19 protein-coding genes and 1 pseudogene are annotated in these 21897 nt (G+C 67.9%); 13 read left to right on the top strand and 7 right to left on the bottom strand.

Annotated elements, in window-relative coordinates; all coding sequences use genetic code 11:
• The first annotated feature begins 17 nt into the window (after positions 1-17).
• Both AC07VS_RS05760 and AC07VS_RS05755 read left to right on the top strand, forming a co-directional pair.
• Complete coding sequence (locus tag AC07VS_RS05760; RefSeq protein WP_494750408.1) at positions 18-1253, top strand: citrate synthase; 1236 nt, start codon at positions 18-20, stop codon at positions 1251-1253.
• Between the two features lie 379 nt (positions 1254-1632).
• Entirely contained in the window at positions 1633-2001 is a 369-nt protein-coding gene (locus tag AC07VS_RS05755; protein ID WP_494657810.1) for a hypothetical protein, read from the top strand.
• Positions 2002-2604: 603 nt separating this feature from the next.
• On the opposite strand, the gene AC07VS_RS05750 is transcribed toward AC07VS_RS05755, so the two are convergent.
• Positions 2605-3369, bottom strand: a complete 765-nt coding sequence (locus AC07VS_RS05750) for an SDR family NAD(P)-dependent oxidoreductase (protein WP_494750407.1) — start codon at positions 3367-3369, stop codon at positions 2605-2607.
• Positions 3366-4781, bottom strand: a complete 1416-nt coding sequence (gene dbpA / locus AC07VS_RS05745; protein WP_494750406.1) for an ATP-dependent RNA helicase DbpA — start codon at positions 4779-4781, stop codon at positions 3366-3368. Before dbpA ends, AC07VS_RS05750 begins: the two co-directional genes overlap by 4 nt.
• A gap of 928 nt (positions 4782-5709) precedes the next feature.
• On the opposite strand from dbpA, the gene AC07VS_RS05740 reads away from it, so the two are divergent.
• From AC07VS_RS05740 to AC07VS_RS05720, 5 genes are all read left to right on the top strand, one after another.
• Positions 5710-7206, top strand: a complete 1497-nt coding sequence (locus AC07VS_RS05740) for an AMP nucleosidase (protein WP_492350171.1) — start codon at positions 5710-5712, stop codon at positions 7204-7206.
• Between the two features lie 133 nt (positions 7207-7339).
• Positions 7340-7702, top strand: a complete 363-nt coding sequence (locus tag AC07VS_RS05735; protein WP_494657814.1) for a TfoX/Sxy family protein — start codon at positions 7340-7342, stop codon at positions 7700-7702.
• 56 nt (positions 7703-7758) lie between these two features.
• Positions 7759-8226 carry a hypothetical protein gene (locus AC07VS_RS05730; RefSeq protein WP_494750405.1) on the top strand — a complete coding sequence of 156 codons (468 nt, stop codon included), beginning with the start codon at positions 7759-7761 and terminating at the stop codon, positions 8224-8226.
• 31 nt (positions 8227-8257) lie between these two features.
• A complete protein-coding gene (locus tag AC07VS_RS05725; protein ID WP_494750404.1) occupies positions 8258-8674 on the top strand; it encodes a VOC family protein in 417 nt (138 codons plus the stop codon).
• A gap of 129 nt (positions 8675-8803) precedes the next feature.
• Entirely contained in the window at positions 8804-9997 is a 1194-nt protein-coding gene (locus AC07VS_RS05720; protein WP_494750438.1) for an HD-GYP domain-containing protein, read from the top strand.
• A 72-nt stretch (positions 9998-10069) separates the two neighbouring features.
• On the opposite strand, the pseudogene AC07VS_RS05715 reads toward AC07VS_RS05720, so the two are convergent.
• Positions 10070-10267: pseudogene (locus AC07VS_RS05715) on the bottom strand (DUF1493 family protein); the annotation flags it as partial.
• Positions 10268-10380: 113 nt separating this feature from the next.
• On the opposite strand from AC07VS_RS05715, the gene AC07VS_RS05710 reads away from it, so the two are divergent.
• The 3 genes from AC07VS_RS05710 to AC07VS_RS05700 all read left to right on the top strand — a co-directional run bounded on the left by AC07VS_RS05710 (position 10381) and on the right by AC07VS_RS05700 (position 13417).
• The gene (locus AC07VS_RS05710) at positions 10381-11229 is read left to right on the top strand and encodes a helix-turn-helix domain-containing protein (protein WP_494750403.1); all 849 of its coding nucleotides are present in this window, start codon (positions 10381-10383) and stop codon (positions 11227-11229) included.
• 206 nt (positions 11230-11435) lie between these two features.
• Complete coding sequence (locus AC07VS_RS05705; protein WP_494750402.1) at positions 11436-12140, top strand: hypothetical protein; 705 nt, start codon at positions 11436-11438, stop codon at positions 12138-12140.
• Entirely contained in the window at positions 12137-13417 is a 1281-nt protein-coding gene (locus tag AC07VS_RS05700) for an MFS transporter (RefSeq protein ID WP_494750401.1), read from the top strand. The genes AC07VS_RS05705 and AC07VS_RS05700 overlap by 4 nt, the downstream gene beginning before the upstream one ends.
• A 10-nt stretch (positions 13418-13427) precedes the next feature.
• Here AC07VS_RS05700 and AC07VS_RS05695 read toward each other — a convergent pair whose 3' ends face one another.
• Together AC07VS_RS05695 and adh are read right to left on the bottom strand one after the other, a co-directional pair.
• Entirely contained in the window at positions 13428-13784 is a 357-nt protein-coding gene (locus tag AC07VS_RS05695; RefSeq protein ID WP_494750400.1) for a DUF779 domain-containing protein, read from the bottom strand.
• Between the two features lie 111 nt (positions 13785-13895).
• Positions 13896-15416: an aldehyde dehydrogenase gene (gene adh / locus AC07VS_RS05690; RefSeq protein ID WP_494750399.1), complete on the bottom strand. Its 1521-nt coding sequence runs from the start codon at positions 15414-15416 to the stop codon at positions 13896-13898.
• A gap of 378 nt (positions 15417-15794) precedes the next feature.
• On the opposite strand from adh, the gene AC07VS_RS05685 reads away from it, so the two are divergent.
• The gene (locus tag AC07VS_RS05685) at positions 15795-17756 is read left to right on the top strand and encodes a sigma-54-dependent Fis family transcriptional regulator (protein ID WP_494750398.1); all 1962 of its coding nucleotides are present in this window, start codon (positions 15795-15797) and stop codon (positions 17754-17756) included.
• 54 nt (positions 17757-17810) lie between these two features.
• Here the strand turns inward: AC07VS_RS05685 and purT are convergent, their stop codons facing one another.
• Complete coding sequence (purT, locus tag AC07VS_RS05680; RefSeq protein WP_494750397.1) at positions 17811-19028, bottom strand: formate-dependent phosphoribosylglycinamide formyltransferase; 1218 nt, start codon at positions 19026-19028, stop codon at positions 17811-17813.
• A 59-nt stretch (positions 19029-19087) separates the two neighbouring features.
• On the bottom strand, positions 19088-19948 hold the full coding sequence (gene asd, locus AC07VS_RS05675; protein ID WP_494657821.1) for an archaetidylserine decarboxylase: 861 nt from the start codon (positions 19946-19948) through the stop codon (positions 19088-19090).
• Positions 19949-20056: 108 nt separating this feature from the next.
• Here asd and AC07VS_RS05670 point away from each other — a divergent pair, with 108 nt between their 5' ends.
• Both AC07VS_RS05670 and AC07VS_RS05665 read left to right on the top strand, forming a co-directional pair.
• Positions 20057-20980: an ATP-binding cassette domain-containing protein gene (locus AC07VS_RS05670; protein WP_492350184.1), complete on the top strand. Its 924-nt coding sequence runs from the start codon at positions 20057-20059 to the stop codon at positions 20978-20980.
• Positions 20981-21045: 65 nt separating this feature from the next.
• Complete coding sequence (locus AC07VS_RS05665; protein ID WP_494750437.1) at positions 21046-21897, top strand: ABC transporter permease; 852 nt, start codon at positions 21046-21048, stop codon at positions 21895-21897.

Genomic DNA, 21897 nt, shown 5'->3' with positions numbered 1-21897 from the left:
CGACACATGAGGAGCCCATGGGCTGGATCACCGCCGAACAAGCCCTGCACGTGCTGCAGGTGCGTCCGCAAACCCTGTATGCCCAGGTCAGCCGCCACGCCATCCGCAGCCGCCCCGACCCGGCCGACCCGCGGCGCAGCCTGTACCACGCGCAGGACGTGCAACAGCAGGCGGCCCGACGGGCAGGACGCCGCCGCGACCAGGCGATTGCCGCCGCCACCATCCGCTGGGGCGACCCGGTGCTGGACACCCGCTTGTCCACCGTGAACCAGGGGCGGCTTTGCTTTCGGGGGCGCGATGCGGTGGCGTGGTCAAAAAGCGCCACGCTCGAAGAGGTGGCCGAGCTGCTGTGGCAGGCCCGCCCGGCATGGCCCCTGGCCAACGCCCCCCACCGCCCCAGCCCGGCGGCGCCCGCCCTGACCCGGGCCCTGCAGGCCCTGGCCGAACGCGCAGCCCACGACCCGGCCACCCTGGGCGCCCAAGCCGACAGCCTGGCGCCCCAGGCCGCCTCGGTGCTGATGACGGTGGCCGAAGCCCTGATCGACGATGCGCCGGCCCAAGCCCAGGGTTGCCCCCTGCATCAACGCCTGGCCCAGCAATGGGGCTGCCCCCAGGCGGCCGAGCTCATCCGTCAGGCCCTGGTGCTGCTGGCCGACCACGAGCTGAATGCCTCCACCTTTGCCACCCGGGTCACCGCCTCGACCGGGGCGGCACTGAGCGCCTGCGTGCTGAGTGGCCTGGCCACCCTGTCGGGCCCGCTGCATGGCGGCGCCGTGGCGCAGGTGCAGGCCCTGGTGGACACCACCCTGGCGCAAGGGGCCGAGGCGGCTCTGGCGCCCGCGCTGCAAAGCGGCAGCCTGTACCCGGCCTTCGGCCACCCGTTGTACCCTGACGGCGATGTACGTGCCCAGACCTTGCTGGCGAGCCTGATGGCCTCAGGCGGGCGGCTGCCACCGGGCTTTGCCGAGTTGCAGACCCTGGCCCTGCAACGCGCCGGCGAACACCCCACGGTCGACTTCGCCCTGGCCGCCCTGGCCCGGCAACACGGCTGGCCGGCCGACGGCCCCTTCACCGTGTTTGCGCTGAGCCGTTGCGTGGGCTGGCTGGCGCACGCCATCGAACAAGTGCAGCAGGGCGCGCTGATCCGCCCCCGGGCCCGCTATGTGGGGCCGGCCCTGGCCAAGCTGCCCGAAACGTCAGCGCCTGACGACACCCGGCCAAGGCCGCGGCCGCCGAACCGCTGGCACCCTTGAAACAGGCCGATGCCTTCGGGTACTTACCTTGCCAACACCACGGGACGAGAGGCACATGTTTTGCCCAAAAAAACGCGTCTCGAACGATCACCTCTCGCAAGTCCAAATGCGCCGACGGGCATGTGGTGGTGCGCCGCCAAGCCATTCAAGCCCATATTCGGTAGCGTCCGAAAGACACCGAAGCAGCGACAGAAATCATGGAGGTTGATGCATGTTGAGTGGCAGAGAGTGGGCGAATCGTTTCCCAACCAGCAAAAGCACCCAGGATCTTGGCCCAGGATTCAGACCACGGATCGAGAGGTTCATTGCCTCTCTCAAAAACGGTGGTGCACGTGTTCGAATCAACGCCACCACTCGCCCCCCGGAGCGGGCGTACCTGATGCACTATGCTTGGCGCATCGCGAGGGAGAATCTGTCTCCAGACAAGGTGCCGGACATGCCAGGTGTCGATATTCAGTGGCGCCATACGCAACCTGACGGCGATATTGACACGCTCAAGTCACGGATGGCAGCAGAACAGATGGTGCAGGCGTTTGAGATCGTCTTCAAGCCTGCACTGACCTCCAAACACACGGATGGCAAGGCCATCGACATGACGGTCACGGGCTATCTCAAAAAGTCCTTTGTCAATGCAAACCAGCAATCCGTGGAACTCAAATCGCACTCCGACCTCCACCGGCTGGGCGCCAGCTTTGGCGTTCACAAACTGATTTCCGACCCACCGCATTGGTCTGATGACGGGCGATAGGTATCCCGCCGTGGCAAGCAAAATGCAGAGGCCGCGCACCCTGATGGCGATAGCCCTGTGCTGCCTGATTCAACACGCCACAGCGCAGGCGCAGCGGTCCCAGATCGGGCTGCTCGATGCGCGCAGGCCGGAGGCAGCCGTCGCCATCCCCCCGGGCGGCGTGCCCCTCGACCCGGAACGACGGTTTGCCTTCCTGGCACTTGATTTCACTGGGGCGCCTGCCCAGCTCGCTTGCTGCGTACAACTCGCTGAATCGACGGACAGCGACTGGATGCAGCAAGACCAGGTGCTGCCTGGACAGCGAGCCCGCTTCACGCCCGCCCCACCCGACAGGGGATTCGCGGGCTTGCTGCTGCCTGTCGGCACGGTCATCGCCCGACAACGCGGGCCGACGCTGTGGCTCCGCTGGGCAGATGGAGGCCGCCCGGTGCAGGTCCGGTATTGCACCAGCGCAGAGGGCTTGCACGTCACATGGCAGGAAGAAGGTCGTCACCCAGGGCGCGGGGCCGTGCGCGCCTACTACCTCTATCTCGGCATGGAATTGGTCCCCAATTGCCCCCGGGGCCCTCAGGGGCGCAGCATGCCCCCCGCCTGAACCAGCCCCTACCAGGGCACCGTGCTGCCGTCATAGGCCCGAAAGCCGCCGTTGTCGGCCGGCCCCAGCGCCGCCAGGGTGTCCAGCATCTCGGCGGCGGCCAGCTCGGGCGGGCGCACGCGCAGGCCCTGCTTGGCAAAGGGCTGCGACAGGCCCGTGTCCACTGTGCCGGGGTGCAAGGCCACGCACACGGCCTCGCGGTTGTGGCGTCGCAGCTCGATGGCGGCGGTGCGCATCAGTTGGTTGAGGGCCGCCTTCGAGGCCCGGTAGCCATACCAGCCGCCCAGGGCGTTGTCTTCGATGCTGCCCACGCGGGCTGACAGAAAGGCCGCCAGCACCGGGCCGCTGCGCGCCAGCAGCGGAAAGAAATGCTTGATCAGCAGGGCCGGGCCGATGGCGTTGACCGCAAAGGCCTGCTGCAGGTAGGCCGCGTCGAGCTGGCGCCAGCTGCGCTCGGGCCCGGCGCCCTGCTGGTGCAGAAACCCGCTGGCCACCACCAGGGTGCGCAGGCTCTGGCCCTGCTCGGCGCACTGGGCAGCCAGGGTGTGGGCCGCGGCCGCGAGGCTGGCCTCGTCCTGCAGGTCGATCAGCAGATCGTCTGCAGGGGCCCCATCGCTGCTGGAGCGGCGCACCGACACCCTGACGCCGGCCTGCGGATGGCGAACGCGCAGGCCCGCAGCCAGGGCCGCGCCCACGCCGCCTTGCCCACCCACCACCAGGGCAACAGCGCCCGGCAGGCCCAGCGCAGGCAAGGTGGGGGCGGGAGGGCTCAAGCCTCGTCGCCTTCGACCAGGCGCACCTTCACCACCTTGCCCTTGATGCGGCCGGCCGAAAGACGGCGCACCGCCTCGCGCGCAATGGCGGTATCGACCGCCACATAGGTGCTGAACTCGTTGACGTTGATCTTGCCGATCTGCTCCTTGGCAAAGCCGGCCTCGCCGGTCATGGCGCCCAGCACGTCGCCCGCGCGGATCTTCTCCTTGCGCCCGCCCACGATCTGCAGGGTGGCCATGGGGGCCTTGAGCGGGCCCTTGCCGGTGGGGGTCAGGCTGTCCAACGGCTGCCATTCGGATTCGCGGCCCTGCATCTGCTCGATGCGGCCGACATAGCCCATCTCGTCCATGCTGACCAGCGTGAGGGCCAGGCCCTCGGCGCCGGCACGCCCGGTGCGGCCGATGCGGTGCACATGCACCTCGGGATCGGGGCTGACATCGACATTGATCACGGCCTGCAGGTTGGCCACATCCAGGCCGCGGGCCGCCACGTCGGTGGCCACCAGCACCGAGCAACTGCGGTTGGCAAACTGGATCATCACCTGGTCGCGCTCACGTTGCTCCAACTCGCCATACAGGGCCAGGGCGCTGAAGCCCTGGCTTTGCAGCAGGCTGACCAGGTTGCGGCACTGCTGCTTGGTGTTGCAGAAGGCCAAGGTGGATTCAGGGCGAAAGTGGTTCAGCAGTTGGGCCACGGCTGGCAGGCGCTGGGCATTGGTGGCCTCGAAGTACAGCTGGCGGATGGTGTTGCTGTCGTGCTGGGCCTGCACCTTGACCTGCTTGGGGGCTCGCATGAATTGCGCGGCCAACTGGTCGATGCCCTCTGGATAAGTGGCCGAGAACAGCAGGGTCTGGCGCTGCGGCGGGCAGCGGCGCACCACCGAGGCGATGTCCTCAAAAAAGCCCATGTCGAGCATGCGGTCGGCTTCGTCGAGCACCAGGGTGTTGACGCTGTTGAGCTGCAGGCTGCCCCGGTCCAGGTGGTCCATGATGCGGCCGGGCGTACCGACCACCACATGGGCGCCGTGCTGCAGGCTGAGCGTCTGGCCGCGCAAGGCCACGCCACCGCACAGGGTGACCACCTTGATGTTGTCGACCGAGCGCGCCAGGCGCCGGATCTCCTGCGTGACCTGGTCGGCCAGTTCGCGCGTGGGGCACAGCACCAGGGCCTGCACGTCAAGCCGGCCAGCTTCCAGCTTCTGCACCAGGGGCAGACCGAAGGCGGCCGTCTTGCCGCTGCCCGTGCTGGCCTGGGCGATCAGGTCGTGGCCAGCCAGGGTCAGGGGCAGGCTGGCGGCCTGGATGGGCGTCATGGCGGTGTAGCCGAGCTGCACCAGATTCTGCAGGGCGGCGGAGGGGAGGCCCAGGGCCTCGAAGCCCTGGGTGACCGGGGCGGAGTTCGAACTGTTCATTGGGGGATTATCCTGGCTATGGGGTTGGGGGGGTGACTTGGCGGTCATTGCGCCCTGGCTGGGGGCTCGAATGGGGCTTGTGCTTTGTTGCACTCAACATGAGGTGGGTCTGCCGCTGCGCTCTGTTCGTTCAGCGCTTCGTTGAAGGGCGGAGGCCGGGATTGCGCCCCGGCGGGCGCCTCACTTTTTTTGCTTCGCCAAAAAAAGTAAGCAAAAAAAGGCGACCCGAAGTCAGGGCCACTTCGTGGTTCCCTGCGCTGCTCGCGCCAGGGGGGTCCCCGCTAAACTCGCTGCGCTCAAACAGACGCGGGGCCTGATCCCCCTGGCACTGCGCTGCTCGGCCCTGCCCCACGGGGCAAGCGGGATCGGGTGCGGGCGAGCTTGCGAAGGCACTGGCGAAATCAGCGAACCTTGTGCATCCAGCAGCGCTGGTGTTTAGCTGTTTGATCTGTTGGGCAGAGCATTGACGCCTCACCGCGCTGCTACGCAGCCGCGCCCTCCGATTGAAACAAACAGGCGTCGCTGCGCAGCAGCAGCCGTCGGTTCCCGATCCCACCCTCCCGTCGGGCACGGCGAGCAGCGCAGACTTGGGCGGAAAAAGGGCTCGCGTCTGTTTGAGCGCAGCGAGTTTAGCGAGACCCCGCCCAAGTTGAGCAGCGCAGCGAACCCTGCGCAGCAGGGCGTGCACGTCGGGTCGCCTTTCTTTGCTTACTTTCTTTGGCGAGACAAAGAAAGTGAGGCGCCCGCCGGGGCGCAATCCCGGCCTCCGACCTACAACAAAGAGCAGAACTACCAGAGCGCAGCGGCACAACAGGCCCTCCAAGGAGTGGACCAACCAAAGTGCAACCACAGCCGCCGCCCTCAAACAGGGTGCAGAACGACCAGCGCGAAGCAGCGATACCCAACCCAACACCGGCACAATGCACTCATGCCGTATTTACCTCCCTTCATCGCCCCGACCCGCCATCTCAGCGCCGAATCGGCGTTGCAACAGGTGCATACCATCTACGACCAGCAGATCGCCCACCTGCGCGACAGCATGCAGCGCTTCGTGCAGGGCGAAACCCTGCCGGGCCATGTGCGGGCCTGCTACCCCTTTGTGCGCATCCACACCGAAACCGTGTCGCGCAGCATGCAGAACCCCGAGATTGCCCACCTGGCCTATGGCTTTGTGGCCGGCCCTGGTCACTTTGAAACCACCCTGACCCGGCCCGACCTTTACCACGAGTACTACCTGGAGCAGTTCACCCTGCTGCTGCAGAACCACGGCGTCGAGCTGGAGGTGGGCACCAGCAACCAGCCCATCCCGGTGCACTTCTCGTTCAGCGAGCATGACCACGTCGAGGGCCAGATGAGCGCCGAGCGCCGCCAGTTGATGCGCGACGTGTTCGACCTGCCCGATCTGGCCGCCATGGACGACGGCATTGCCAACGGCACCTGGACACCCAAGCCCGGCGAGGCCCTGCCCCTGTCGCTGTTCACCGCGCCGCGGGTGGATTACTCGCTGCACCGGCTGCGCCACTACACCGGTACCTCGCCACGCGCGTTCCAGAACTTCGTGCTGTTCACCAACTACCAGTTCTACATCGACGAGTTCGTTCGCCTGGGCCACGAAGAGATGAAGAACCCCGGCAGCGAGTACATCGCCTTCATCGAACCCGGCAACGTGGTGACACGCCGGGTGGGCCTGGGGGCTGAACCCGGCGACGAGCTGGGGGCGCCGCCGCCGCGCCTGCCGCAGATGCCGGCCTACCACCTGGTGCGGGCCGACCACAGCGGCATCACCATGGTCAACATCGGCGTGGGCCCGGCCAATGCCAAGAACATCACCGACCACATCGCCGTGCTGCGCCCGCACGCCTGGATCATGCTGGGCCACTGCGCCGGACTGCGCAACAGCCAGCAACTGGGCGACTACGTGCTGGCGCACGGCTACGTGCGCGAGGACCACGTGCTGGACGAAGAACTGCCGCTGTGGGTGCCGATCCCGGCCTTGGCCGAAATCCAGCTGGCGCTGGAGGCCGCGGTCAGCGACGTCACCCAGGTGGCCGGCCCCGACCTGAAGCGCTTCATGCGCACCGGCACCGTGGCCAGCACCGATAACCGCAACTGGGAGCTGCTGCCCGACAACCAGCCGCAGCGCCGCTTTAGCCAGAGCCGCGCCGTGGCGCTGGACATGGAAAGCGCCACCATCGCGGCCAATGGCTTCCGTTTTCGCGTGCCCTACGGCACCTTGCTGTGCGTGAGCGACAAGCCGCTGCACGGCGAGATCAAGTTGCCAGGCATGGCCAACCACTTCTACCGCGAGCGGGTGGACCAGCACCTGCGCATCGGCATCCGCGCCCTGGAGATCCTGCGCGCCGAAGGCATGGCGCGCCTGCACAGCCGCAAACTGCGCAGTTTTGCCGAGGTGGCGTTCCAGTGATGAGGCTGCCCGCTGGGGCCCTGCGACCCTGAAGCCGCCTTCTTGCGCTGGCGCAAGCGCCACCGGATCAGGGGTTTTGCGGGCGCGACAAAGCGGTCACAATGCGCCCATCCGGCCATTCACGGAGGACACCATGGGGACAAGACAAAGCACCATCGACCACCTGCTGGACCAGCTCGCCGCGGCGGGCCCGGTGTCGGTGCGCAAGATGTTCGGCGAATACTGCCTTTACCTGGCCGGCAAGCCGGTGGGCCTGGTCTGCGATGACCAACTGTTCCTCAAACCCACCGAGGCGGCGCGCCCGCTGCTCAAAAGCGCCGACGAAAAGCCCCCCTACCCTGGCGGCAAGCCCTACTTCCACATCGACCCTGACCACTGGGACGAGCGCGAATGGCTGGTCGACCTGGTGCGCACCACGGCGCTGGCCCTGCCTGAGCCCCCGCCCCGCCCCGCCCGGTCGCGGGCCAGCCGAGGCCTGACAGACAGTTCGGCTTGACCAAGCAGACCCATCGGCAGACTCAGCTGCGGCCAGCCCAGCGCCGACCGATCCCCATGAGGTCACTGAAAGCCCAGCTCCTGACCTGCCTCTGCCTGTGCCTGTTGGCCGCCCCGGCCCAGGCCCAGTTCGGCGGCAAGCGCGGCCTGGGCGGCTCACGTGGCAACACAGGTGGCAGTGGCCCGCGTGCCGAAGGGGGCTTTGCCGCACCCAACTCGCGCCTGAACCAGTTCACCGACCAGCTGATGGCACTGCGCCTGCAATTGCAGCTGGAAGCCGTCCAGGAAGCGGCCTGGAACGACTTCCAGCACCGGGCCGTCGACTGGGCCGCTGAGGCCTTGCGCGGCCGTTACGCCAGCACCGAGGAGGCGGCCCTGCAGGCCCTGGAGCGGCGCTGGAACGAGGCCCGACGCCGGCAAGGCCTGCTGGAGGCCCTCTTGGCCTCGGCCCGCCAGTTGGAGTCGCAACTGAACCCCGATCAGCGACGCACACTCGACCTGCAGTTGCCCGCCCTGCTGCCCTGACCTTCGCCCCCCCCCTCGACAGGAGACCTGCATGCAAGCCTATCTGAATTTCGACGGCCGCTGCGCCGAAGCCTTCGCCTTTTATGCCCGTTGCCTGGGGGGCCAGATCCTCATGCAACTGCGCTACGGTGACTCGCCCACGGGCGATCCGGTGCCGGCCGAGCACCGCGACCGCATCATGCACGTCCGCCTGCAGGCCCGCGGCCTGGTGCTGATGGGCTCCGACATGCCGGCCCACATGGCCTTCGAAGGCTTCAAAGGCTTTGTGCTGTCCGTGCCGGTGAGCGACGCGGCCGAGGGCGAGCGCCTGTTCCGGGTACTTTCCGAGGGTGGCCAGGTGACCATGCCTTACAACGCCACCTTCTGGTCGCCGGGCTTCGGCATGCTGGTTGACCGCTTCGGCGTGCCCTGGATGGTCAACACCGACGCCGTACCCGCGGGCGGCTGAAGACCCCGACCGCTCCGCGCCTCTGGGGCCATTGGCCCGGAATCCCCCTACTTGACCCTACACCGGGGCAGGATTACCGTTCGACGGCCATGTTCCTATCGCGAACAACGAGGAGGCCTTGCCGTGAAGATGCTGCCCCTGCCGCGCGCCAAGGTCGAACTGGGGCATCCCCTGCCGTGGAATGTGCGCGACGCGCATGGCCGGCTGCTGCTCGGCAAGGGCCATGTGGTGACCTCCGACCTGCAGCTCGATTCCCTGCTGGAGCGCGGTGCTTTCGTCGATGTCGAAGAGATCAAGGCTGCCGCACTGACCCAGGTCCAGACCAATCGCGCCCGCGACGTGCTGGCCGCGCCGAACCTCTTCGAGCTCTGGAACCAGGCCACCCTGGTGCTCAAGCGCCTGCTCGACACGCTGGATGTGCAGGTCGGGTTTCCAGACCAGCTTGACCGTTTTTTGCATCACCTTGAGACCCTGCTGGCCAGCCACCCCGAGATCGCCTTGTACCGCTGCCTGCGCCAGGAGGGGGTGAAACTTTTCTATTACGGCTACCAGCATGCCATCCACACCGCCACCGTCTGCCTGTTGCTGGGACGCCAGCTGGGCTGGCCCGAGGCCCGTGTGCGCAGTCTGGCCAAGGCCGCCCTGACCATGAACGTCGGCATCCACGATCTGCAGGGCGAGATGGCGACACAGGACGTGCCCATGCGCGAACGCCAGCGCAGCGCCATCCAGACCCATCCGCAGAAGGCCCTGGCACTGCTGGCGCAAGCCGGGGTCAGCGACCCAGACTGGCTGACCGCCGTGGCCCAACACCACGAACGCGCTGATGGCAGCGGCTACCCCCAGAAGCTGACCGAGGTGGCCGACATCGCCGTGGCCCTGCGGGTGGCCGACGTCTTCATGGCCAAGATCAGCCCGCGGGTGTTGCGGACACCGCTGAGTTCGCAGGAGGCGATCCGCCAGCTCTACCGTGAGGACAAGGGTGGGCCGATCTCGACGGCCGTGGTGAAGATCTTCGGCCTGTACCCGCCGGGCGAGTTCGTGCGCCTGGCCTCGGGCGAATACGGCCTGGTGGTCCAGCGCAGCAACCATGCCAAGACCCCCTGGGTGGCGGTGATCACCGACAGCCAGGGACGGCCAGTGCCCAAGACCGAGCGCCGGGACAGCGCTCAGCCCGCACATGCGATTATTGAGGTGCCCGCCGACCCCCGATTGATCGCCCGTCTCGCACCGGAGCGTCTCTTCGGCTACGCCTCGGCCAGCCCCGAACTGGTGGCGCGCGCAGCGGCCTTCCACCAAGGCATCGAAGAGCCCAAGGTATGAGCATGGGCTGCACGATGGCGGCCACTTGCCTGAGCACACGCTCCCTGAACTTCTCGCAGGTCGATTCCTGGATCAGGGCGCGCGAGGGGCAGGCGCAGACCTCGCCCTGATTTCTATTTTTTCAGTATCCCAAATACCATCGCATGCGGCCTGGACCAACATACCGATCGTTAGTGGCACCGGGCTGGGGGTTTTCCATTTGAAAAACAGCAAGCCCTCGGATGGGAAATATCGGGTGTAGTCAAAAGTTCCCGCCAGAACTTCGAATGGCTGGAAAAACTCGCAAGAAGCTCATCATGCCACCCGGGCCACATCGACCTACCAGTCGCCAGCACAGCCACCCCGTCCTTTGCTAGGCTGCAACGACGCCCCAGGACACTGCCATGCCCGACAGCCCGCCCCCCAGCCTCGCCACCGCCGCCCCGCACCGCCACGCCCGGACCTTGCGCTGGGACATCGGTGCCCACCGCTTCGAGCCCCATTTCCACGAGCAGTTCTTTGTGGCGGCCATCACCCAGGGGGCCTGCCACTTTCAGTGCGCCGGGCAGGCCTACACCGCACACCGGGGCGATCTGGTGGTGATCGCCCCCTTCGAGATCCACCAGGCGCTGAGCAGCGAAGGCGCCCGATACCAGGCCCTGTACCTGGCCGAGTCCGCCCTGAGGTCGGTGCCTCTTTGGCCCGAGCCCATGCCTGGGCACTGCACCCCAGCTGCGGCACCCTGCACAGCCCCAGCCGGGTCGGCCTGGCGGGGCGCCCCCGTGCTGCCGGCCCACGCCCTGGCCATGCCCTTGGCCCAGGCGCTGGACCGGCAGGACCTGGGCGCCGCCGTGCACATGGCCCGCACCGTGCTGGGCTCCGGCTCAGGCTGGGCACAGCACAGCCACCTGCCCCCCCACCCACTGCAACGACCCGAGCTGCGCGCCTGGCTGGAAGCCACCCAAAGCCAACCCACCCTGGCCCTGGGGGCCCAGGGCCTGCAACTGAGCCCGACCGCCTTCAGCCGGGCGTTCCGGCACACCTTCGGCATGCGGGCGGTGTTCTTCCGCAACCAGATGCGGCTGCAGCAGGCCGAGGACCTGCTGCTTCAAGCGATGCCGGCGGGCCAGGTGGCAGCGCACTGCGGCTATGCGGACCAGGCCCATCTGACGCGTGAACTGAAGAAGTTCCGCGGCGTGACACCGGGTCACTACCCCCGGCACTTTCAAAGTGTTGAACTGCCAGGCCTTTGAATGCCAGGCCGTTGAACGACCTGGGCCTCGACCGTGCGGGCATTGAACCGCCGGGCCTTTGATGGGCCATGCCGCTGACCTGGGCGCCTGCGCCCGGCCGGCAGTCTGGCAAGAATGTTCAAGACCCGGGCCAACGGTGCTTGCAACACTCGCCCAGCCGCCCGGCCCACGGTGGGCCAGGGCACCCAAGCCCAGGGAGACACCCCATGCACACCCGACCTTCCTCCGCTGCCAGGGCCCATGCCCCGCAGCACCGGCCCCCACCGGCAAGCAACGCGGCCTGCTTGCCAGCCGCGCTGCCTGCCACCACAGCCGGGAGTGGGCCGCCCAGAACCAGGCCGCTCCACCAGCGGCTGGCCACCCTGGGCGACGACAGCGCCGAGCTGACCTGCAGCATGCACGTGGCCCGCCGCTGGGGTGGCGCCCGCGAGACTGTCGGCTGCAGCTCCTTCGAGGCCGCCCGTGAGCTGCTGCGCACCGGGCGGGCCGACGCCCTGCTGGTACCGGCCGCCTACCCCCGGCTCAACGCCTTCATCATGGACGAGGCCCTGCTGGCCAGCCAGGTGTTCATCATGCCCATTCCCGCCCTGGTGCTGGCCACCTGCACCGGGCCGATCGCGCCTCGGCTGCAGCAGCTGATCCACCATGCGGCAGTCACGCCCTTGTTGCCCGAACTGGGCCTGTGCTGGGTGCAAGCCCGGCAGGCTGACTCGAACGCCGAGGCCTGCCGTCTGCTGCTGGCCGCCCCCCAGCCCTCGGCCTGCATCACCAACGCCTTGTGCGCGACCCACTTCGGCCTGGAGGTGGTGCGCGAACTGCGTCCGAACCTGGCCATGCCCTGGATCTGCTTTGTGCCCCATCCGCCCTTGGGCTCGCGCTCAAGCCCCGGCCTGGCGGAGGCCAGGCCATGAGCGGCAACAGCACCGCCGCCATCCGCCAGGCCCAGGGGACACCGGCCCCCTTGCAGCCCTGGGCCTTGCTGGGCTTGACCTTGGGAGTGACCGCCATCGGCGTCGAAGGGCTGGTCATCTCGCCCGTGCTGGGGGATCTGGCCCACACCTTTGATGCCAGCCCGGCACAGGCCGGCTGGGCCGTCTCGGCCTATGGTCTGGCGCTGGCGGGCGCCGCCCCCATCGTGGGCCTTTGGGGCGACCGGATACCCCGCCTGACCCTGTTGCGGGCCGCCCTGGGCTTGTTCGTGCTGGCGGGCCTGCTGTGCGCATTGGCCAACAGCCTGGTCACGCTGGTGGCCGCGCGAGCCCTGTGCGGCGCGGCGGCGGGGGCCTTCCTGCCGGCCTGCTACGCCTACGTGGGCGACTGCACCGCCTTTGCCGATCGGGCCCGGGCCATGGGCCGTGTGATGGCAGGCTGGTCGCTGGCCCTGACCCTGGGCATCCCGGTCGGGGGGCTGATCGCCCAGCTGTGGGGCTGGCGACTGGCCTTTGTCGCGGTGGCGCTGCTGGCGGCCGTGGCCGCCTGGCGGGTAGGCCGCATGCCGGCCGCGCCCTTGCCTCAGCCCTTGCCTCAGCCCTTATCGCCGCCGTCCTCGCCCACCCAAGGGGCGCCACGCGCGGTCCGTTCAGGCCCGCCATCGGCACCGGGGCACGCGCCGGCCCGGCGCCCGCGGCTGGACCGTGCAGCGCTGCCGTTGCTGGCCCTGAACTTTTTCGACATGCTGAGCTTCTACGGCGTCTACACCTTTCTAGGGGTGACAGTGCAATCCCAGCTGCAGTTGGGCAGCGGTGGCTTCGCCCTCTTCGTGGCCTGCTATGGGTTGGGCCTCATGGCCAGCACGCTCAATGCCGGCGTGCTTGATCGCTTTGGCAAGACACAGGTGCTGCGCGGGGCCCTGCTGCTGCTGGCCTGCCTGCTGCTGGGCCTGGCCCCTGCCACCGCCCACCCAGCCACCCTGGCGGTCACCATGCTGTGCTGGGGGGTGCTGCAAGGCTTGGCACAGACCGGCACCGCCACGCTGGTCACCCAGGTCTCCGAACGAGCGCGCGGACTGGCCATGGCCTGCCTGAGCTGCACCACCTACCTGGCCGTCAGCCTGGGCTCATTCGGCGGGGGCTGGGTGCTGACCCACCACGGCTTTGAGGCCCTGGCCCAGGGCGCTGCGCTGTGCGCTCTGGTGGCGGGTGTGCTGCTGCAGGGCTGGGTGCAGGGCTGGGTGCGCGAGGCCACTTGAGCCCTCGGGCTCACAGCCCCAGTTCGGCGGCCTCGGCGTCGGTGAACACGCGCGAGCGCGTCAAAAACGCCTGGCCCGTGGGGCCCTCCAGCGAAAAGGTGCCCCCCGTGCCTTCGATCACGTCGATGATGAGTTGGGTGTGCTTCCAGTACTCGTACTGATTGGCCCCGATGTAGAACGGGATGCCACCGATGTCGCCCAGGTACACATCCCCCGCGCCAATGGTCAGCTCGCCGGGCAGGTAGGCATTGGCCGCACTGTTGTCACAACAGCCGCCCGATTGGTGAAAGAAGAAGCTGCCGTGCTCGGCGCGCAGTTGCGCGATCAGCGCCAGCGCCGCGGGCGTGGCGATCACTTTGTCGACCATGGAACACCTCCGGATCAAAAAGCAAAAGGCAAAAAGCGCCCGGGCACCCGGCCAGGGCCGGGCGACGGGGCGCGTCAAAGAGAGAGAAGTTTCAATCCAGCGTCTGCCGGATCAGAAGAAGCCCAGCTTGTTCTCGCTGTAGCTGACCAACAGGTTCTTGGTCTGCTGGTAGTGGTCCAGCATCATCTTGTGGGTTTCGCGGCCAATGCCCGATTCCTTGTAGCCACCGAAGGCCGCGTGGGCCGGGTAGGCGTGGTAGCAGTTGGTCCACACACGGCCGGCCTTGATGGCGCGGCCCATGCGGTAGGCCACGTTGCCATTGCGGCTCCACACGCCGGCGCCCAGGCCGTACAGGGTGTCGTTGGCAATGGCCAGGGCTTCGGCTTCGTCCTTGAAGGTGGTGATGGCCAGCACCGGGCCAAAGATTTCTTCCTGGAAGATGCGCATCTTGTTGTGGCCCTTGAACAGCGTGGGCTGCACGTAGTAGCCACCGGCCAGGTCACCCGACTGATGCGACTGGGCACCACCGGCCAGCACTTCAGCGCCTTCTTGCTTGCCCAGATCCAGGTACGACAGGATCTTGGTGAGCTGCTCCTTGCTGGCCTGTGCACCGATCATGGTGTCGGTGTCCAGCGGGTTGCCCTGCACGATGGCGGCCACGCGCTTGAGCACACGCTCCATGAACTTCTCGTAGATCGATTCCTGGATCAGGGCGCGCGAAGGGCAGGTGCAGACCTCGCCCTGGTTGAAGGCAAACAGCACCAGGCCTTCGATCGCCTTGTCGAGGAAGGAGTCGTCCTGGTCCATCACGTCGGCAAAGAAGACGTTGGGCGACTTGCCGCCCAGCTCCAGGGTGGCCGGGATCAGGTTGTTGGCGGCGGCCTGCGCAATCACGCGGCCGGTGCTGGTGCTGCCGGTGAAGGCGATCTTGGCGATGCGGCGGCTGCTGGCCAGCGGCATGCCGGCTTCGCGGCCGAAACCGTTGACGATGTTGAGCACGCCCGGGGGCAGCAGGTCGGCGATCAGCTCGACCAACACCAGCAGGCTGATGGGGGTGGATTCGGCGGGCTTGAGCACCACGCAGTTGCCGGCACCCAGGGCCGGAGCCAGCTTCCAGGCGGCCATCAGGATCGGGAAGTTCCAGGGAATGATCTGGCCGACGACGCCCAGCGGCTCATGGATGTGGTAGGCCATGGTGTTCTCGTCGATCTCGCTGATGCCACCTTCCTGGGCACGCAGGCAACCAGCAAAATAACGGAAGTGGTCCACGCACAGCGGGATGTCGGCGTTCAGGGTTTCACGGATCGGCTTGCCGTTGTCCACGGTTTCAGCATAGGCCAGCAGCTCGAGGTTGGCTTCGATGCGGTCAGCGATCTTGAGCAACACGTTGGCACGGTCGGCGGCCGCGGTCTTGCCCCACTTGTCGGCTGCTGCGTGGGCGGCGTCCAAGGCCAGTTCAATGTCTTCGGCACCCGAGCGGGCAGCCTGGGTGTAGACGGAGCCCGAGATCGGGGTGATCACGTCGAAGTACTGGCCTTTGACCGGCGGCACCCATTGGCCACCGATGAAGTTGTCGTAACGGGGTTTGTAGACGATCTTGGCGCCAGCGGCGCCGGGTGCGGCGTAAATCATGCGTGTCTCCAGCTGTTGTCAGAAAAGTCGCCGGCCCATGCCTGGCGGACGTCACTGCTTCTCAAGACCTGTGCCACCGCGTACCCAGCCTGGGCCAAGGCCCTGGAAATGCCCGCCGGCCTGCGCCGCAAGCCATTGATTGGCAAGGACTTTTTTCAACAATTAAGGACAAACCCGAAGCCCTTGAAAACGGCGCGAACCGCCTTGTCACGCGTCAAATGGCGACACCGGCGGACAGCCCGCGGACGTTGCATTGCAAGACACCTGTCCAAAAATGGAACACCCGGCCCGCGCAAACCCTGCCGGTGTCACACCGAGGGTCACACCGCCTAAACTCTGCCCCAGAGCGCGCTGCGAGCGCCCAGGAGACACATGACCATGGCGACCCCGTACCCCGTTCCCGGCCCTGTGCTGCGCGAGGCCCGGCTGCGCCTGCAACAAGGTGGCCCCCTGCCGCTGGAGGCGGTGGACGAGCGCGTGGCCCGCTCCTGGCAGCGCAGCCTCGCCGCCGGACTCACCCCGGCCAGCGGCATGCACCATGTGGACCACCTGAGCGGCAGCGAGCTGCGCCAGTCGCTGGCCTGCAACATCGACCTCATCAACCACTCGCAGCCGGTGATGGAGTACCTGTTCGAACAGGTGCGCCACAGCCACAGCATGGTGGTGCTGGCCGATCGCCACGGGACCCTCATGCACACCCTGGGCGATGCCGATTTCCTGGGCAAGGCCGAACGCGTGGCCCTGCAGGCCGGCGCCTGCTGGCACGAAAGCCAGCGCGGCACCAACGCCATCGGCACGGCCCTGGCCGAAGCCTGCGGCATCGAAATCCACGGCCCTGAGCACTACCTGGAGCGCAACGATTTCCTGACCTGCGCGGCCTCGCCCATCGTCTCGGCCACCGGCGAACTGCTGGGCATCCTCGACATCTCGGGCGACCAGCGCAGCCACCACCCGCACACACTGGGCCTGGTCAACACGGCGGCGCGCATGATCGAAAACCGCCTGTTCGCCACCACCTGCCGCCAAAGCACCTGTCTGCACCTGCACCCCCAGGCCCACGGCATCGGCACCCTGGCCGAGGGCGTGGTCGCGCTGTCCGAGGACGGCTGGATCATGGGCGCCAACCGGCAGGCCCTGGCCTGGCTGGGCCTGAGCCGCCAGGACATCGGGGCCACCCCGATCGCCCGCGTGCTGGACACCCGCATCGACACCTTGCTGGCCCGTGCCGCCAGCCAGCACGACAGCCCCCTGGTGCTGCACCGCAAGGACGGCTCGGTGCTGCACGCCCAGTTGCGCACCCAGCCCGGCCAACGCGTGGTCGTGCGTGCGCCGGCCCCCCGGCGCAACCCGGTCGACGTGGCCCCCCGCGAGCAGGATGCCCTGGCCGCCCTCGACACCGGTGACAGCGCCTGGCGAGCCGTCGCCGACAAAGCCCGCCGCGTGTGCGGCAAACCCATCCCCTTGTTGCTGCATGGCGAATCGGGTGTGGGCAAAGAGCTGTTCGCCCGCGCCGTGCACGACAGTTCGCCGCGCCGCCACCGCCCGTTTGTGGCCATCAACTGCGCGGCCCTGCCCGAGCACCTGATCGAATCCGAGCTGTTCGGCTACAGCCCCGGCGCCTTCACCGGCGCACGCAAGGAAGGCAGCCTGGGGCGCCTGCGCGAGGCCGACGGCGGCACCCTGTTCCTCGATGAGATCGGCGACATGCCGCTGGCCCTGCAGACCCGCCTGCTGCGCGTGCTGCAGGAGCGCCAGGTCATGCCGCTGGGCGGCGGCGCCCCGGTGGCCGTCGATTTCGCCCTGATCTGCGCCACCCACCAGCCCCTGCGCGAGGCGGCCGAGGCCGGCCGCTTCCGGGCCGACCTGTACTACCGCCTCAACGGCCTGACCCTGATCCTGCCGCCGCTGCGCCAGCGCAGCGACTTTGAGGCCCTGACCCGCAAGCTGCTGAATGAACTGGGCGGCGAACCGCCGCTGAGCATCGCCCCCGACCTGCTGCGCGCCCTGGCCGCCTACCCCTGGCCCGGCAACCTGCGCCAGTACGCCAGCGTGCTGCGCACCGCCATCGCCCTGCTCGATGCCGGCGAAACCACGGTCGACTGGCCCCACCTGCCCGACGACATGCTGGCCCTGCTGCGCCCCGCCGCCACCAGCCCCTCTGCACCGGCATCAGTGCCGGCCACTGCAACGACTGCCGTCGCGATGGGCAGCGACCAGAAACTGGCCGACATCTCCCGCGCCGCCGTGCAGCAGGCGATCCAGAACGCCCGCGGCAACCTCTCGGCCGCGGCCCGCCAACTGGGCATCAGCCGGCAGACGCTTTATCGCAAGCTGGGGTGAGGCAATCACCCCCTGGCCAGGTCAATGTGTGGAAACTGTCTGGCCAAGGTTCGTTCAGCCCACCCGCGGCTTGACCTTGGAGGCGGCCAGCTTGGCGGTGGCGCGGGCCTGGTCGGTGTCGGTGCCGCGCGCCAGGGCCACGCCCATGCGGCGCTTGACGAAGCTCTCGGGCTTGCCGAACAGGCGCAGGTCGGTGCCGGGGATGGCCAGGGCCTCGTCCACGCCATCGAACACGATGCCCTGGGCCTCGACACCGCCGTAGATCACGGCACTGGCGCCGGGGTTGCGCAGGCTGGTGTCCACCGGCAGGCCCAGGATGGCCCGGGCGTGCAGTTCGAACTCGCTCTGGTGCTGGGTGCACAGGGTGACCAGGCCGGTGTCGTGCGGGCGCGGGCTGACCTCGCTGAACCAGACCTGCTCGCCCTTGACGAACAGTTCCACGCCGAACAGGCCCTGGCCGCCGAGGTTGTCGGTGACGGCCTGGGCGATCTGGCGCGATTTTTCGAGTGCGGCCGGGTGCACGGGGTGGGGTTGCCAGCTTTCCACGTAGTCGCCGCTGACCTGCACGTGGCCGATGGGGTCGCAGAAGCTGGTGACGATCTGGCCGTCGGCGCCCACCGAGCGCACGGTGAGCTGGGTGATTTCGTAGTCGAAGTCGATGAAGCCTTCGACGATCACGCGGCCGTGGCTCACGCGGCCACCGGCCATGGCGTAGTCCCAGGCCTTTTGCACGTCGGCCGGGCCGTCGATCTTGCTCTGGCCCTTGCCCGAGCTGCTCATCACGGGCTTGACGATGCAGGGGTAACCAATACCCGGTTGGCCATCCGTGCCATCGATGGCCGCCTGCAACTCGGCCAGCGAGTCGCAGAATTGGTAGGGGCTGGTGGGCAGACCCAGGGTTTCACCGGCCAGGCGGCGGATGCCCTCGCGGTCCATGGTCAGGCGGGCGGCACGGGCGGTGGGGATCACGCGCACCACACCGGCGGCCTCCAGCTCTTCCAGCATGGGGGTGGCGATGGCTTCGATCTCCGGCACCACCAGGTGCGGGCGCTCGGCTTCGATCAGGGCCTTGAGCTGGGCCGGATCACTCATGGTGATGGTGCGCGCGTGGTGGGCCACCTGCTGGCCCGGGGCGTTTTCGTAGCGGTCCACAGCAATGGTCTCGACGCCCAGGCGCTGCAGCGCGATCAGGACTTCTTTGCCAAGCTCGCCGGAGCCGAGCAGCATGACTTTGGTGGCCGAGGCCGACAGGGGGGTGCCGAGAGTGGTCATGGTTCTGGGGCGCAGTGCGCCGGTAGGTCAAGAGGTTGAAAAACAGAAACAGGGGGGCGTCAATCGGGTTGAGGCACGCTTTGGCCCATGGCCTCACCCATGCGGATGGCGCGGGCCGGGGCCCAGTCGGGGTTGAACGACAGGGTGTTCTTGGGGAACAGCATCACCACGGTCGAGCCCAACAGGAAGCGGCCCATCTCGGCGCCCTTGGCGATCACCACCTCTTGCGTGTCGTAGCGCCATTCGCGCACCGTGCCCGGGCGCGGCGGGTTGACCACGCCATGCCACACCGTGGCCATGCTGCCGACAATGGTGGCGCCCACCAGGGTGAGCACGAAGGGGCGGCGGGCCTCGTCCTCGAACACGCAGACCACGCGCTCGTTGCGGGCGAACAGGCCGGGCACGCCACGGGCCGTGGTGGGATTGACCGAGAACAGATCGCCGGGCACGTGGATCATGCGCAGCAGCCGCCCGGTGCAGGGCATGTGGATGCGGTGGTAGTCGCGCGGGCTCAGGTAGAGCGTGGCGAACTCGCCGTCGTCGAAATGGCGCGCCAGCGCAGCATTGCCACCCACCAGCGTCTGGGTGCTGTAGGAATGCCCCTTGGCCTGGAAGATCTGGTCACGCTCGATGCGCCCGAACTGGCTGATGGCGCCGTCGACCGGGCACACGTAGGCCGCATCGGCCTGGGGGCGGGCCCCCTCGCGCAAGGGCCGGGTGAAGAACTCATTGAAGCTGGCGTAATCGCTGGCCTGGCTCTGCTGGGCCTCGGACAAGTCCACGCCGTAGCGGGCCACAAAGCGACGGATGATCCAGTGCGTCAGGGCGCCGGCCCGGGCGCGGGCGACAAAGCCGGCAAACCGGGTCAGGGCCAGCTTGGGAATCAGGTACTGCGGCAGCACCGCGAGACGGTCGGACAAGGGGGCCCCTGGAAGTTGATGGAACGTAACCTGCCATTTTATTCAGCCCCGGGGACGGGTCACGGCGCAGACACGCCATCGCGCCCTGCCTGGGCCACAATGCCCCCCATGCAAGAGCCCCTGTTCGAGGCCCAAGGCCTTCAAAAACGCTATGGCGACACCACGGTGGTCGACCAGTTGTCCTTTGCCATTGCGCCCGGCGAGTGCCTGGGCGTGATCGGGCCCAACGGCGCCGGCAAGACCACCACCATCCGCATGTGCCTGGGCCAGGCCACGCCCGAGGCCGGGGGCATCCGCGCCTTCGGTCTGGCCATGCCGGCGCAGGCCCTGGCCATCAAGGCCCAGCTCGGCGTGGTGACCCAGTTCGACACCCTGGACCCCGATTTCAGCTGCCTGGAGAACCTGATCGTCTATGGGCGCTACTTTGGCATCCCGCGGCGCACGATGCTGGAGCGCGGGCCGCAGCTGCTCGAGTTCGCCGCCCTGGCCCACAAGGCCGATGCCAAGCCCGGCGAGCTGTCGGGCGGCATGAAGCGGCGCCTGAGCCTGGCCCGCGCCCTGGTCAACAACCCGCGCCTGCTGATCCTGGACGAACCCACCACCGGGCTCGACCCGCAGGCCCGCCACCTGATGTGGGAGCGCCTGCAGCGCCTGATGCAACAGGGCAAGTCGATCCTGCTGACCACCCACTTCATGGACGAAGCCGAGCGCCTGTGCCACCGCCTGCTGGTGCTGGACCATGGCCGCAAGATCGCCGAAGGCGCGCCACGCCAGTTGATCGCCGAGCACCTGGAACCCGAGGTGGTCGAGGTGTATGGCGCCGGCGCCACCGCGGTGGCCCAGGGCCCGCTGGCCGCATTGGCCAGCCGCACCGAGGTCAGCGGCGAGACGGTGTTTTTCTACACCCACCAGGCCCAGCCCCTGCTGGCCGCCCTGGCCACCGAGCCCGCCCTGCGTACCCTGCATCGCCCGGCCAACCTGGAAGACCTGTTCCTCAAGCTCACCGGCCGGCAGATCCGGCAGGACGGCTGAACGCCGCTTCGAGCGCTTTCACGCCGCCATTCGCCCCCCAGAACCTGATGACGCCCCCACCGACCATGACCCGCCCCACCGCCGATCCAGCCGCCCCCAGCCACCCACCCCCGCCTTCGGTGTGGCGGGCACCCAGCCTGTCCACCCGCTGGTGGCCGGTGTTCCTGCGCAACCTGCTGGTGTGGCGCAAGCTCGCCATCCCCAGCCTGGTGGGCAACATTGCCGAGCCGCTGATGTGGCTGGTGGCCTTCGGCTACGGCATGGGGGCGCTGGTGGGGCAGATCACGGTGCACGCCCCCGACGGCGACACCCAGGTGCCTTACATCCTGTTCCTGGCCAGCGGCTCGATCTGCATGAGCGCCATGAACGCCGCCTCGTTCGAGGCCCTGTACTCGGCGTTTTCGCGCATGCACGTGCAAAAGACCTGGGACGGCATCATGAACGCCCCCGTGGGCCTCGATGACGTGGTGCTGGCCGAGATGCTGTGGGCCGCCTTCAAGGCCTTGTTCACCGTCACGGCCATCATGGGCGTGATGCTGGCCCTGGGCATCAGCCACAGCCCCAAGCTGCTGCTGGCCTGGGGCGTGCTGCTGGGCGTGGGGGCCATGTTCTCGAGCATCGCGCTGATCTTCAACGCCCTGGCCAAAGGCTACGACTTCTTCACCTACTACTTCACTCTGGTGCTGACGCCGATGATGTTTCTGTCGGGCATCTTCTTTCCGCGCGAGCAACTGCCCGAGCTGGTGCGCCTGGCCTCCGACTGGCTGCCGCTGACCAATGCGGTGGAGCTGGTGCGCCCCTTGTTCATGGACCGCTGGCCCGAACACGCGCTGCGCCACGGCGCCGTGCTGCTCGGCTACACCGTGGCCGCCTTCTGGCTGGCCCTGGCGCTGACGCGCAAGCGCTTCAGGGGCTGA

It is taken from the genome of Curvibacter sp. GW821-FHT01G03 (assembly GCF_059422285.1).
Note: the sequence above shows the minus strand (reverse complement) of the source record. Positions and strands in the feature narration are given on the sequence as shown.